11 protein-coding genes are annotated in these 13584 nt (G+C 59.3%); 5 read left to right on the top strand and 6 right to left on the bottom strand.

Annotated elements, in window-relative coordinates:
* The first annotated feature begins 11 nt into the window (after positions 1 to 11).
* Genes B7449_RS00270 through B7449_RS00255 form a run of 4 tightly spaced genes read left to right on the top strand, consistent with a single transcriptional unit; the run spans position 12 to position 3008 of the window.
* Entirely contained in the window at positions 12 to 1292 is a 1281-nt protein-coding gene (locus B7449_RS00270) for a Rieske 2Fe-2S domain-containing protein (protein WP_039735065.1), read from the top strand.
* Entirely contained in the window at positions 1292 to 1777 is a 486-nt protein-coding gene (locus B7449_RS00265) for an aromatic-ring-hydroxylating dioxygenase subunit beta (RefSeq protein WP_048883071.1), read from the top strand. Before B7449_RS00270 ends, B7449_RS00265 begins: the two co-directional genes overlap by 1 nt.
* Entirely contained in the window at positions 1774 to 2175 is a 402-nt protein-coding gene (locus B7449_RS00260; protein ID WP_199858343.1) for a RidA family protein, read from the top strand. Before B7449_RS00265 ends, B7449_RS00260 begins: the two co-directional genes overlap by 4 nt.
* Positions 2172 to 3008, top strand: a complete 837-nt coding sequence (locus B7449_RS00255) for an alpha/beta fold hydrolase (RefSeq protein ID WP_039735063.1) — start codon at positions 2172 to 2174, stop codon at positions 3006 to 3008. The genes B7449_RS00260 and B7449_RS00255 overlap by 4 nt, the downstream gene beginning before the upstream one ends.
* A gap of 41 nt (positions 3009 to 3049) precedes the next feature.
* Here the strand turns inward: B7449_RS00255 and B7449_RS00250 are convergent, their stop codons facing one another.
* The 4 genes from B7449_RS00250 to B7449_RS00235 all read right to left on the bottom strand — a co-directional run bounded on the left by B7449_RS00250 (position 3050) and on the right by B7449_RS00235 (position 8456).
* A complete protein-coding gene (locus B7449_RS00250) occupies positions 3050 to 4084 on the bottom strand; it encodes an alcohol dehydrogenase catalytic domain-containing protein (RefSeq protein WP_039735061.1) in 1035 nt (344 codons plus the stop codon).
* 500 nt (positions 4085 to 4584) lie between these two features.
* Positions 4585 to 5865: a cytosine deaminase gene (locus B7449_RS00245; RefSeq protein ID WP_039735059.1), complete on the bottom strand. Its 1281-nt coding sequence runs from the start codon at positions 5863 to 5865 to the stop codon at positions 4585 to 4587.
* Positions 5862 to 7235 carry a purine-cytosine permease family protein gene (locus tag B7449_RS00240; protein ID WP_039735057.1) on the bottom strand — a complete coding sequence of 458 codons (1374 nt, stop codon included), beginning with the start codon at positions 7233 to 7235 and terminating at the stop codon, positions 5862 to 5864. Before B7449_RS00240 ends, B7449_RS00245 begins: the two co-directional genes overlap by 4 nt.
* A 132-nt stretch (positions 7236 to 7367) precedes the next feature.
* On the bottom strand, positions 7368 to 8456 hold the full coding sequence (locus B7449_RS00235) for a redoxin domain-containing protein (RefSeq protein ID WP_039735056.1): 1089 nt from the start codon (positions 8454 to 8456) through the stop codon (positions 7368 to 7370).
* 231 nt (positions 8457 to 8687) lie between these two features.
* On the opposite strand from B7449_RS00235, the gene B7449_RS00230 reads away from it, so the two are divergent.
* Complete coding sequence (locus B7449_RS00230; RefSeq protein WP_039735054.1) at positions 8688 to 11213, top strand: TonB-dependent receptor; 2526 nt, start codon at positions 8688 to 8690, stop codon at positions 11211 to 11213.
* Positions 11214 to 11546: 333 nt separating this feature from the next.
* Here the strand turns inward: B7449_RS00230 and B7449_RS00225 are convergent, their stop codons facing one another.
* Positions 11547 to 12476 carry a MurR/RpiR family transcriptional regulator gene (locus B7449_RS00225; protein ID WP_048883067.1) on the bottom strand — a complete coding sequence of 310 codons (930 nt, stop codon included), beginning with the start codon at positions 12474 to 12476 and terminating at the stop codon, positions 11547 to 11549.
* A gap of 229 nt (positions 12477 to 12705) precedes the next feature.
* Positions 12706 to 13584, bottom strand: a complete 879-nt coding sequence (locus B7449_RS00220; protein WP_039735052.1) for an SMP-30/gluconolactonase/LRE family protein — start codon at positions 13582 to 13584, stop codon at positions 12706 to 12708.

Raw genomic sequence — 13584 nt, 5'->3', positions numbered from 1 at the left:
GAGTATCCTTCATGACCGCACCTGCCGGGGCTGATGCCCTGTCACGCTATACTTTCCCCGCGGCTGACTGTAGCCGCATACCATATGGCATGTACCGCGATCCTGATGTATTCGAACTGGAACAGGAACGTATCTTTCGCGGCCCGATATGGAATTACCTTGCGCTGGAAGCGGAGATTCCCAATCCGGGCGACTATCGCCTGATCGAGGTGGGCGATACGCCGGTCATCGTCAACCGTGCGCGCGATGGCAGCCTGCATGCCCTTGTCAACCGGTGCAGCCACCGTGGGGCGGAAGTGCAGCGCAACCTGCATGGCAATACCAAGGTGCATACATGCTGCTATCACCAGTGGTCCTTTGACCTGACCGGCAAGCTGATTGGCGTGCCGTTCCAGAAGGGGATCAAGGGGGTGGGTGGCCTGCCTGCCGATTTTGACAAGGCCTGCCACAACCTGCAGCGCCTGCGGGTGGAGACGATGAACGGTGCCATTTTCGGCACCTTCTGCGAGGAGACGCCGCCGCTGGAGGAATATCTGGGTCCGGTGTTCACCCATCAGGTCAAACGGCTGTTCCATAAGCCCGTCAAGGTACTGGGCTACCAGCGCCAGAGGATTTTCGGCAACTGGAAGCTGTATACGGATAACCTGCGCGACCCCAACCATGGCGGTCTGCTGCACATGTTCCAGATCACCTTCGGCATTGCGCGCCTGAGCGGCACCGGCGGCGCGCGCGTGGATGCCGATGGCAAGCATAACCTGTCCTGGGCCGCACAGGGGGGGCGCACGGATCAGGACGGCGCCAGCGATGGCGGCTATGCCGGGACCGATCGTGGGGACATGAACATCAAGCTGAAGGATCCCTCCCTTCTGCGTTACCACAAGGAATTCCCCGACAACCTGACGCTGGCGGTGACATCGCTGTTCGCCAATGCGGCGTTGCAGCAGATCGGCAATACGCTGGCCGTGCGCCAGTTGCGCCCGCGTTCAGCCGATGAGTTTGAAATCGTCTCGACCTTTTTCGGCTACGAAGATGATGACGAAGCCATGACGCGTCACCGCCTGCGCAAGGCGAACCTGGCGGGTCCCGCGGGTCTGGTCTCGATGGAAGATGGCGAAGCGGTTGAGCTGGTGCACCGTGCCATCGTGCGGGACATGGACAAGCATTCCATTGTCGAATTCGGTGGGCGTGGCCCGGTAACGGATCAGGAGAACCTGATCAGTGACGTGCCGATGCGCGGGTTCTGGATCTATTACTGCAAGCTTATGGGCATCAGGGCGGGAGAGACGGCATAATGAACGCCATATGTGGCATCTCACCCGAGATGCATCTGGAAGTCACGATGTTGTTCGAGGAATATGGCCGTCTTCTGGATGAAGACAGGCTGGAAGACTGGACAGCCCTGTTCATGCCCGACTGCCTCTATGAAATCATCAGCCGGGAAAACGTGGAACAGAACCTGCCGCTCTCGCTCATGCTGTGTGACAGCCGCGACATGCTTGACGACCGCGTCTATTCCCTGCGTGAAGCGAACGTTTTCAACATTCATTACGACTGCCACATCATCGGCCCGGTGCGTGTCACGGCGCAGGACGGTGCATGGACCGCCACGGCCGCGTATTCCCTGTTCCAGTCCATTCAGGCAGGTGAGACACGGCTGTTCAGCGTCGGGCGCTATCATGCCGAACTGAAGCGCGTGGACGGCGTGCTGCGGATTGCGAAGATGCGGGTTCTGGTCGATACCGGCGCGATCCTGACACTGCTGGCCACGCCGATATGATGCCGCGCGCCCTCTGCCCCACCGGCCTGTCCGCGCCGGTGGGGCCGTATTCGCATGCCGTGCTGGGGGGGGAACAGATCCATGTATCCGGCCTGCTTGCACTGGCCGAGGATGGCAGCCTGGTGGGCGCGAATGATGCCGAGGCGCAGGCCCGGCACATTTTCGCCCTTCTGTCGCGCATTCTCGAAGGTGTCGGGTCTGACCTGCGCCATGTGGTGAAACTCACCTTTTTCCTGACGGACCTGCAGGACCGTTTCGCGCTTAATCAGGTGCGGTCCGAAATCTTTGGCGAATGGCGTCCCGCCAGCACGCTGGTGCAGGTTGCCGGACTGATTGGTGATGGCACCCTGATGGAAATCGAAGCCATCGCAACCCTAGCTGAAAGCCCAGTTTCATGACCATTCCCTCCATCTGCTACCCGCTGGCTGTTGGCAACGGCTTTACCCGTATTATCGAGGCCGGGACCGGTCCTGCCGTCCTGTTCATTCATGGTCTGGGCGCGCGCGCCGACCGCTGGCGCACGACCGTTGAACGCATTGGCGCGCTGGGTTTTCGCGCGATTGCGTGTGACCTGCCCGGACACGGGTTTGCCAGCAAGGAAGAAACGGCGCCTTCGACCGTTCCCGCCATTGCCGATTTCATCCTGCAGGTCATGGATACGCTGGATATCCCGTCCGCGCCGCTTGTCGGGACATCGCTGGGGGCGCATATCGCGGCCTATGCGGCATGTACTGCCCCCGGGCGTGTGCCAGGACTTGTTCTGGTCGGCGCGCTGGGTGTTGTGCCGATCAGCCAGGACGTGGCCGAGACCATCAGCCGGAACGTCCGGGTACAGGACAGGAACCTGTTTGGAAACAAGCTGAAATTTGTCCTGTACGATACGTCGGGCATTACGCCGGCCATGATCGAGGAGGAATGGCGGATCAATACATTCCCCGGTGCCGGCGCCGCGTTCGGGCGGCTGGGGGATTATCTGGTCAACGGCATTTCTGCCGATTATGTGGCGGAGCGGCTGTCCGCGCTCTATCCGCCAGAGAAAATGCTTCTGGTATGGGGCCAGCAGGACAAGGCAGTCCCGCCCGAAGTGGGTGAAGCCTGCCGCACGGCGCTGGGCAACCCGGAACTGGTGTTTATCGATAAGTCGAACCACGTGCCGTACCTTGAACAGCCCGAAGCATTCGATGCGGTTGTCGTTCCCCTCCTGCAGCGCCTTGTGGCCAGCGCGGCGTAAAGTGTTACAGGCAGGGAAACGATTTTCCCTGCCTGTCATGATCATGGAAGCAGCACGACACGGCCGGGTAGTTCGCCGTCCTGCACTTCGGACAGTGCGGTTTCGAATTCTTCAAGACTGTGACGCCGCGCTACGGGCGACTGGATGACCCCGCGCGCCAGCAGGTCGATGGCTTCATACAGGTCTTCAAGAGATGAACCGACCGACCCGCGCACGGTAATTTCACGCACGATCAGTTCAACGGGATGAACATGGAAGTCCTCGGCGGTATACCCGATCATGACCATTCGCCCGCGTCGACGCAGCATGGTGATGGAGGCTTTCATCGTGGCGCTTGTGCCGACCAGTTCGAAAACGACGTCCGCCCCCTCGCCGGTAATTTCCGCTACGCGGGCCGCGACATCGGGCACCTCCGCCGCGTCGATCGTGTATTCCGCGCCAAGCTGCCGGGCCAGCGCCATCCGTTCGGCCCCCATGCCCACCGCAATGACCCGGCCACCGGCATAACGTGCATATTGCACCACGGCCATGCCAACGCCGCCCGCGCCATTGATCACCACCCATTCACCGGGGCGGATTTCAGCCATCTTTCCTGCATGCACCGCAGTCGAACCGGCACAGCCCATGGGGGCAGCTTCCGCCATGTCGACATTGTCCGGCAGCGGCACGCAGTTGCGCAGGGGCACCACGATATTTTCGGCATACCCCCCGTCGCTCGAAAAGCCGGGCTGCGCCTTGGGCGCGGGGCACAGATATTCCTCGCCATTGCGGCAGTAGCGGCACAGGCCGCAGCCGATATAATAATAGATCACCACGCGCTTGCCCTGCCACTGCGCGGGTACGTTATCGCCACAGGCTTCAATGGTGCCGGAGATTTCGTGCCCTACGGTGAAATCCCTTTTCCCCAGGTCAAGCAGTCCGTCACGCAGGTGCAGGTCGGTCCGGCAGACACCGCATGCGGCAATGCGCACGCGCACCTGATCCGGGCCGGGGGACGGCACGGATACCGCGCGCAGGGCAAACGGGCGCCTGGGTTCCATAAAACGGACAACGCGCATGGTATCGGTTTCAGACATAGGCAGTTCTCCCATTTCCTAAATGATCATGAACAAGGATAAAACAACACATGTATACATATCTTAATCATTCCGAATTGGCAACATATATATTGTATTGTTGGTATTTTTAAATGTAATATTACATATTCTTCTATGTAATATTTTCTAATTACCATAACCTGTTCTTGGTTTTGCGCGAGGCAGTTGGGGGATGAACGTACCCGCCTGCCCATGCCATTACGTCACGCGCGGTATGCGCCCCGGATCGGGGCGTGGCGTTCCGTCGCGACAGCCATGACACGCCACCGCGTTACGGAATCCGGGAAAGGTTCTGGTAGGTTGCTTTAACGGGCAATCAGTGAAACTGCCTGAAAGTTCCATGGACGTTTCTGTCCGGGCTTTCTGGACATATGTCGGGGAACGTCGCCTTTTCGGGAAAAGGCGACACCCGGAAACGGTTATGATTTCTATTATGCGGTGATTTCTGTACAGCCGCCCGGCAGGATGGTACCGGTCGGTCAGTTCTGCCCTGAAACCCGCGCGGGCTGTTCCCCAGGCGGGGTATCGAGATGCAGGGTGGTCGTCTGCGCGGGGCTTTGTGCAATGACCTTTCCCGCCCGGATTACATACAGGCGGGTGGGACGCAGCCGCAGTGCCTCGATCGGGGAAGCCGCCTGCAGCACCACCATATCCGCCCGCTTGCCAACCGTCAGGCCGTATCCGTCAAGTTCCATGATGCGCGCTGCATTTTCCGTCACCGCCCGGTAGCAGTCCAGCAGTTCGCCCTCACCGGTCATATGCCCGACATGCGCGCCCATTGACGCCACTTCCAGCATGTCATGGCTGCCAAGGCGGTACCACGGGTCCATGACGCAGTCATGGCCGAAGCCGACCGGCACGCCCGCCTGCACCAGTTCACGGATACGCGCAAGGCCCCGTCGCTTGGGATAGGTATCATAGCGTCCCTGCAACGTGATGTTGATCAGCGGATTCGCGATAACGCACATTCCGGCGTCCGCCAGCATCCCGATCAGCTTGCCAGCATAGGCATTGTCAATCGAATGCATCGATGCAAGATGGGACCCGGCCACCCTGCCCTGCAGGCCGTAGCGGATCGTGCAGGCCGCCATTGTTTCGGCATGGCGGGAAGACGCGTCATCCGTTTCGTCGCAGTGCATGTCGATACTCAGCCCCCGATCCGCCGCAATGCGGAACAGGGCTTCAATCGACTGCGTGCCTTCGTTGGTGGTCCGTTCGAAATGCGGTATGCCGCCGACCAGATTCACCCCCATGTCCAGCGCGTGTTCCAGACGTGCGGCCGCCCCTGGCATGCGGAAAAATCCATCCTGCGGAAACGCGACCAGCTGGATGTCGATCCACGGCTTCATGTCCTTCTGCAACGCCAGCAGCGCGCGCACGGCGCGCGGCTCCTCCGGGCTGGTATCGACATGGCTGCGAATGGCCAGGTTTCCTTTGGCAATCGCCATTTCACACAGGCGTTTTGCCCGGTTGTAGATGTCTTCCTCGGTCAGGGTCGGTTTCAGTTCCTTCCAGATCGCAATGCCTTCCGCCAGCGTACCGCTGGTGTTGTGCCGTATGATCCCGGCTGTCAGCGTGGAATCCAGATGGAAATGCGAATCCACGAACGGGGGGGAAACAAGGTGGCCGCCCACGTCTATTGTGCGCCTGGCCTCACCAGTGAACCGGGGCGCGATGTCGGCGATCAGGCCATCGCGGATTGCAATATCGGCGCGCGTGCCGTCGGGTAACGTTGCATTGGTAAGAACGAGATCCATCATGCCTGGGTCACCTTGATGCCGGTCAGGCGGTACTTTCGCGCCTGCTGGCGTAGAAGAAGATACTGGCCGGTCGCGGCCATTGCAAAGCCAACGAAATAGCCGATGTCAGCCCCGCGCAGCAGGCGGGCGACAGGGCTGACATACAGCGGCGTGGATGAAAACAGGATGATCGTGACCCCCGTCACGGCGACAAACAGGATGGCTGACGGGCTCCAGCCCGGCGGGGTTACCATGCGGCGCGCTTTCAGGGCGGGTGGACGGGCGTACCAGTCCGTCAGGACGATCCCGCACCATGGGGCAATCCAGTACAGCGCCAGCAGCAGGGCATTTTCATACAGGGTCGTAAAACGCCCTTCCCCCATGACGGCCAGCACATAGGCCAGTCCGGCCGTCAGCACGGCGCTGAGCGGACGGGGCAGCCGTGACCCGGCCGAAATCAGGGCATAGGCGGCCGTATTGTCGTTGGCTGCGTTGATGGCGATGGATGACAGCGCGATGGCCGCGAGGGCAACGGGCGCCAGCGGCCCCATCCAGGACTGCAGGGCAAGAATGACGGATTCCGGTGAAGGGCTGGCAATCATGGCGCCCGTCAGCAGCCCGAACAGTTCCATGAGCATGGCGGAACTGAATATGCCGCCAAAAGTCAGCGCAAAGACCTTGCCCCGCCCGGTGCGACGCGAGACATAACGCGTGTAATCCGATGCATAGGCCGTCCATGCCAGCGTGAAACTGCTGACCGCGCCCAGTGCCAGCAGGATATGCGCGGCGTCCGGCGCGTGACGGGCGGCGGTCGTCAATGCGCCATCGGGTCGATGCGTAACGGCCATCCAGCCACTGAACGCAAAGGCCGCCAGAAGAATCCAGCCAAGATATTTTTCAATGGTCTGCACGGTATCGTGCCCGGCGGCACTGGCCAGAAGCTGGGCCAGCGCCAGAATCGCCATCGCCAGCCAGAATGGCACGGTCATGCCCCATGTCTGTACCAGCAGGATGAGTGCTATGGCAGACGGGACGTTATTGACGGCATCCCAGCCAATGCAGTTCACCCAGTTGATCAGGGCAGGCAGGCGTTTGCCCCTGCTGCCGAAGGAAAACCGCGATGCCTCCATCTGCGGCAGTCCGGTATCCGGCCCCATGACCGCGCAGGCGGCGACCGGCAGGGCCCCCAGCATGTTGCCGATCAGCAGGACCACGAAGGCGGACCAGCCACTCAGCCCAAGGCTGACCACCAGTACGCCGATCACCCATGCCGCCGGCGCAAGGTTGGGGGAAAAATGGCTCCAGAATATCCGGTCGGCAGACATGGTCTGCAATTCTGGCGGTACGGGGCGTTCGACGGTTTCCGGACCGGCGCCTTCTATCTTTGCCACGGGATTCGATTCGCTTGTGTCATGATCATCGTTTCATCACCGTATGAATGGAAACCGGGCATGGCAACTGTACGGGTACGCAGGACAGCGTGACATGCCGCATGTCGATATGGCCTGCGCCATGCGCATCGGTCAGCCCGCCGTGTTGCGCCGTGACGCGCGCGCGGCCTGCCAGTTGGCTTCGCGTATGCGTGCGGCTTCCTCATCATAAAGGAAGGTCAGGCATGCAAAACGTTCCCCCTGTGTAATGGGCTCGACCTTGTGCATGAGACCACAGGAGAACACGAGTGCGCCGCCAGCCGGGGGGGCCAGCCCGTGCGGACTGAATTCGGGAAATGTGACCTGCCCGCCGGCAAAGGCGTCATTGAGGTTGATGGACACCGCAAAACGTCGGTGGGCGGCGGCTGTCAGGGTATCATCACGGTGGGGACCAAACCGCCCGCGTTCACGTGCCGCGTAACAGGCAATGATCAGGCGTTCCAGCCGTGTTGCGTTGAACTGGAAAACCTTGCGTATTTCGGGAACGATCCGCCGTGTGATGCGTAACTGCACCTGATTGACCAGGTGCGTGTCCTCAATCGGGCAGTCACGGCGTCGCTTGAACATGGAATCCAGCACGGGCACCGAACGTCCGGGCGTGTTTTCCATGAATATGCCCGATGGCCGCGCGCCCTTTTCCATATAATGACGGATCAGCCGATCACAGAAATCGGGTTCGAATACATCAGACAGGATCAGCGCGGGAACAGGTCCGGATGTCTCGCGCATCATCATGGATGGAATGGCGGCGAGGATGGGCAGGATCTCATCAATGACATGCGGGCCGTGGGGAAAGACCGCCCGAACCCGCAGCATGGGATCAACCAGCAGCCAGAACGGGCGCGTATCGGCGCCAAAGCCGTACAGGGTGCTGACCTTGCGGTCCGTATCCCAGAAAAACCTTATGGCGGGGTTGGATGACAGCGCCTGCAGCCGTTCCCTGTCCTGCGGGTCGTTCGTAACGCCAAAGAAAAGGGTATGGACGCCGTCAATACGCGAACCGTGGGCGGCCAGGCGTTCAAGGCTGGACGTAACATCCGATTCCATTCCGGAATGAAAGAAGAAAAGGACACTGTAACGTCCGGCAGCCTTGTCGAAATGATAGTCGCCATGTGCGTCGGACCCCTGCTGCACAAACCATGGGGCGGGGTCCCCTACCAGGATGGATGGATTCACAGACATGGCGCTTGCTCTACTTTTCTGTCGGGTTCGTATCGCATGATGCAGTTAGCATGGATTCCGGGGCGCAAACAGGCTAGGTCCAGATCGTGTTGTATACAAAACATGTTGTATAAATGCATCATACCCAAAAATGTCGTACGGATGGTCAACTTTTGCCTTAAGTAAACCGAACCTGACTGATATGTTACGAAATCATAATCAAGTGGCCGTTATCAGCGAAGGGTAAAACCATTGATCAGCTGGCGTATTACAAAAATTCTGGCGGCCAGTACCGCCCTGTCCACGGTCGGAATGGTGGAGAGCGCACCCTCCAGCGCCCAGACGGCAACCGTGGCTTCACATGCGCGCGCCACTGGTCGCGCGCCCCATGCGTCCACGGCCGCCGCGAAAGCAAAACCGGCGACTGACGCGACGCCCGTAAACGGCGTTCAGGCTGCGCCTGCGGCGGAACATATCCGTGTCACCAGCAGCGGCGTCAGCGCCGACGGCGTGACCGGCCGGGCGATGGGCGGTGGCCTGATGCACCGTGAGACCGAGGCCAAGTCCCAGACCACGGTCAGCCGTGATTTCATTTCGAAGCTGGCGCCTGCCACATCGGCGGCGCAGATGCTGCAGTTTGCACCGGGTGCCAATATTGCGTCGTCCGATCCGTTCGGGCTGTCCGATGCCACATCGATCAATGTCCGTGGCATGCAGCAGTCTGAAATCGGGTACCTGTATGAAGGCGCGCCGATCGCGGACGTTGACACCTATACCCCGTATACAACGGAATGGGGCGATACCGAAAACTATCAGGAAGTGCAGCTTTCACAGGGGCAGTCGGACATCAATGCGCCGCTGGCGAACGCCACGGCCGGCACGATGAACGTGAAGACGATCAACCCCTCCCACCATTATGGCGGCCTGGTGGATTATTCATATGGTTCGCACCGCACGAACCGTGAATTCATCCGCCTGGAAACAGGCGACATCGGCAATACCGGCCTGCGTGGCTATATCTCCTATTCCAACGCGACATGGGATGTATGGCGTGGGTACGGGTCGGGCCAGCGCCGTCATATCGATTCCAAATTCGTCAAGGAATGGGGTGATGGAAACTCGGTCAGCTTTGTCGAGGCCTATAACGAAAACAACACGCCCGGTTATACCAACCCCAGTATGGCGGATTGGCAACAGGGCGGCATCAAGGGCCTGAGCGAGTATACAGGTGACAAATCCGACCCATCTTCCTACTGGAAAAGTTCGGAAGGGGGATGGAGCAACCTGATCCTTGTCATGCCCATGCATTTCAAGCTGTCGGATCGCTGGAAACTGCATGTATCGCCGTACTTCTATTATGGTGCGGGCGGCGGCGGCTATGGTTCGTCCTTCCCCGGGACGGCATCGACATTCTATACCGGGTCGGAAACCGTGTCGCAGGCCTATCCGGGGCAGTCCATCGCCCTTCCCTATCCGGGCCAGACGTCTGACGGTTATTTCAATGGACAGGCGTATTATACGGAAATCGAATTCCATCCCGGCATCAATGCATCGGTGGACTTCAAGGCCGATCGCCACAACAAGCTGACCCTTGGCTGGTGGTATGATTATAACGATGACTATGAAAGCGAGACATATTCCCAGTACGGAACGGACGGATCGCCCAACAGCGTGTGGGGCAGCGGCAAGCTGCGTACATCGGGCGGGAACATCCTGTATGGGGTGAACTACCACCTGATCACGCAGACAAACGGCATCTACTTCGGTGATTCGGCATCATATCTTCATGACAGGCTGAAACTGAGTGCCGGTTTCCGTGAAGTCATTGTCAACCGTGGCGGCACCAACAACCTGCCTGGCGCGGGGTCCAGTTCCGACTTCCCCTATCGCGTCGGCATGAATACCGCCGTGCCGGAACCGCGCGTATCGGCCAGTTTCAAGATCAACCAGCATGATCAGGTCTATCTTTCCGGCACGACAAACTTCAAGATGCCGTCGGCTTCCACCTACTTTACGGGGTTCTATAACAACCCGTGGGATGGAACGGGTTATCCGGGCGGGTATAATACCAAGAACGAATATGCCATTACGGAAGAACTGGGCTTCCGCCATTACGGTTCGCTGCTGAATTTTGCCGTATCGCTGTATAATATCAATATTACGAACCGTAACCTCAACTCGGTGATCAATATGGGTAGCGGTTCGAATACCGTCGCCTACCAGACCACCCTGAACGGTGGCGGCAATACGCTGCGCGGTGCGGACATGGAATTCAGCACGCGCCCATGGCACCACTTCTCGCCTTACGTTTCCGCATCTTACCTGCATGCGTCAGAAGATAATGATGTGACGGCCGTAACCGAAAACGGGGCCATATCGACAATCCATACGAAGGGTAAAACATCCGTTCTGGCCCCCGAATGGATGGTCAACGCGGCACTGAACTATGATGATGGCCATATCTTCGGCAGCCTGCGTTACCATTGGACTGGCAAACAGTGGGCCGACGAAATGAATACGGAGGCATTGCCCGCCCATGGCCAGCTTGACCTGACGCTTGGGTATCGCCTGAAAAACGTCTGGTATCTCAAGCATCCCCAGATCCAGCTGAACATCTACAACCTTGGTGATTTCCATTATCTGTCAGGCGTGGAAGCCGTAACCACCAACGCCTATCAGACGACGGCGGCCAATGGTCAGACAGTCGCGCAGAACTCGCCAGCCTATTACGTCGCCAGTACCTTTGCCGCGATGGTGACGGTGTCGACAGGTTTCTGAAGCCAGAGGACGGAAAGCCTGAACAGGATCAGGCTTTCCGTCCGGCACAGGAATATATTTGGTTCGATTGATATTTATGCGCATGGATCAGGAAGACATTGCTTCCGGGCATAAGAACACGCAGGACCGACAACAGGAAAATAGGTTGTCGTTTATATTTTGACTTCACCAGATTCACAGGCAGACCCTTCCGGGGCGTCTGTCTGTGAAATGTCCTGAAAACTTTATGAAAGTTTTTGGTACAGCTGTTTTCACAAAGCGTCAGGACAGAATTCTGTTCTGAAAAAGCAGCTTCCACGGATATGAATATTGTATTGTGATGTAATCGTTCGTTTATTTCCGTGTCGTGGTCGTCCGCCTGGGGTTGCCGGAATTGCCGGGACGTGAATCCATATCGAGCCAACGCAGGATCGTGCGTGTGTACTTGTTGGCGGAATCCACCGCGCCGCGCGTGCTGTGGGCAACTGCCGCGCAAAGTGCCTCCATCATTGCCAGGACGCTTGCATCCGAATTGGCGGCGAACTGGCGCTCTGCCGTGACATACAGGACAAGATCGGTCAGGGCCGCCAGTGGTGAAGCCGGGCTGTCGGTAATCGCCATGACACGCGCGCCCTGTGCCCGCGCATCCCGTGCGACCGTGATCGTGTCAGCCATATAACGGGGAAAGGCCACCGCAATGACCAGATCCCGGCTGCCATACCGGCGCACCCTGCGCGCAGCAGTAGCCCCGCCGCCCGTAATGCCAACGGAATCAATATTGCCACGGTAGATATCAAGGCCATTGGACAGCATGGCCGCAAGATGACTGCCATTCTCCATGCCAACCACATAAATGCGGTGTGCCGTAAGGATGGCCTGGACGGCATGACTGCAGCCCTCTGCGGACAGTCCGCGTATTGTCGCCTCGATATTGCGTACGTCTTCTTGCAGGGAGGCGGCCATGACTTCCAGCGCGTTCGAACGCCCATTCAGGTTCCTGATCAGGCGGTCAACCGGCACGAAAGCAGATTCAAAACTGCGGATCAGTTCCGCCCGGAATGCCGCATAGCCGGAAAATCCCAGCGCACGCGCCAGCCGGTTGGCGGTTGCGGTCGAAACGCCGACATGGGCTGCAATGTCATGAATGCTCAGGCGTGCGGCGTTGATGGGCTCATCCACCACGAAATCGGCAAGATCCCTGAGCGCCTGCGTAAGATCCGGATAGACGCGGGCAATCCGTTCCGCCATGGGGCTGTGTGGTGGCAGGGATGTGGGTGGCTGCATTCGGCAGTATCCTGACTTGGCCTTATCATCATTTCATCCAGCCCCATTCCCTCCCGCAATGGATGGGACATGGCAGGCAGGGCGGACGCATACAGACGGTGAATACGCGCCTAGGGGATGTTTTCTGCAGCGCATTGCGCGTCGTGGCAACTCTCCTTCTTCATGAAACCCGGTTTCCGCACTGTAGTCGTTTTTTCCGCGCGACTTGCAAAATCATGGGGAAACAGGCTCAACCGGCAAAACGGGGTTCGGCCATGCCCGTCACGCCAAGGCCATGCACGGCAAACAGGGCCCCCCGCAGAGGGTGGTCGGCCACCGCGTCGGGCTGCAGGCCATGCGCCATGGATGTGACAAACAGGATGCCCAGTCCTGCCCCGCCAAAGGCAACGCTGGTCACACGCCGCACTGGCATCTGGATGACCCGGTCAATGGTGCCGTCGGGCTGGTAACGCACGATCTGCCCCGCGCCACAATGCGCGCTCCAGACACAGCCTTCGGCATCGACGCAGGCACCATCAAGCCTGCCGGTCCCGTCGCACGGCAGGGTGACAAAAGGCAGCCCGCGCGACAGGGCGCCTTCAGCCGTGTCGTAATCGTACACCATCATTTCGTTCGAATGGCTGTCGGAGAAATAGAAACGGCACCCATCGGGGCTCCAGCATGGCCCGTTACTGACACCAATCCCGCCACGCAGCCGGTGTAATGACAGGTCGGTATCAAGGCGGTACAGTGCGGCAAAACGATTTTCCGCCGCATCGACAACCATGGAGCCGAAGATAAACCGGCCCTGCCGGTCAACCTTGCCGTCATTCAGCGTCAGGTGTGCCCGGTCATGTCCGGGATCCACCACGCGGGTCAGGGCGCCGGTGTGGAAATCCAGCATGAAGACCCCCGTGCGCAATGCGACAACCGCCCCGCCCCCATGACGTAACGCCATTGAACCGATGCTGGCGGGAAAATCCCATGCCCGGATTTCCTGTCCATCGGCTGTCGCGCGAAACAGGCGCCTGCCAAGGCTGTCCACCCAGAAGATGCGCTGCGTATCGGCATCCCATAACGGATTTTCGCCCAGCGTTGTTTTCAGGTCAGCCACAACCGTGATGTGCAT

It is taken from the genome of Komagataeibacter intermedius TF2, from assembly GCF_000964425.1.
Classification (GTDB): Bacteria; Pseudomonadota; Alphaproteobacteria; order Acetobacterales; family Acetobacteraceae; genus Komagataeibacter; species Komagataeibacter intermedius.
This window is presented reverse-complemented; position numbering and strand designations above follow the sequence as displayed.

Excerpts from the sequence above, each read along its gene's own strand:
- B7449_RS00270 (WP_039735065.1), top strand. The coding sequence starts at position 12 with ATGACCGCACCTGCCGGGGCTGATGCCCTGTCACGCTATACTTTCCCC.
- B7449_RS00265 (WP_048883071.1), top strand. The coding sequence starts at position 1,292 with ATGAACGCCATATGTGGCATCTCACCCGAGATGCATCTGGAAGTCACG.
- B7449_RS00260 (WP_199858343.1), top strand. The coding sequence starts at position 1,774 with ATGATGCCGCGCGCCCTCTGCCCCACCGGCCTGTCCGCGCCGGTGGGG.
- B7449_RS00255 (WP_039735063.1), top strand. The coding sequence starts at position 2,172 with ATGACCATTCCCTCCATCTGCTACCCGCTGGCTGTTGGCAACGGCTTT.
- B7449_RS00250 (WP_039735061.1), bottom strand. The coding sequence starts at position 4,084 with ATGTCTGAAACCGATACCATGCGCGTTGTCCGTTTTATGGAACCCAGG.
- B7449_RS00245 (WP_039735059.1), bottom strand. The coding sequence starts at position 5,865 with ATGATGGATCTCGTTCTTACCAATGCAACGTTACCCGACGGCACGCGC.
- B7449_RS00235 (WP_039735056.1), bottom strand. The coding sequence starts at position 8,456 with ATGTCTGTGAATCCATCCATCCTGGTAGGGGACCCCGCCCCATGGTTT.
- B7449_RS00225 (WP_048883067.1), bottom strand. The coding sequence starts at position 12,476 with ATGCAGCCACCCACATCCCTGCCACCACACAGCCCCATGGCGGAACGG.
- B7449_RS00220 (WP_039735052.1), bottom strand. The coding sequence starts at position 13,584 with ATGCACATCACGGTTGTGGCTGACCTGAAAACAACGCTGGGCGAAAAT.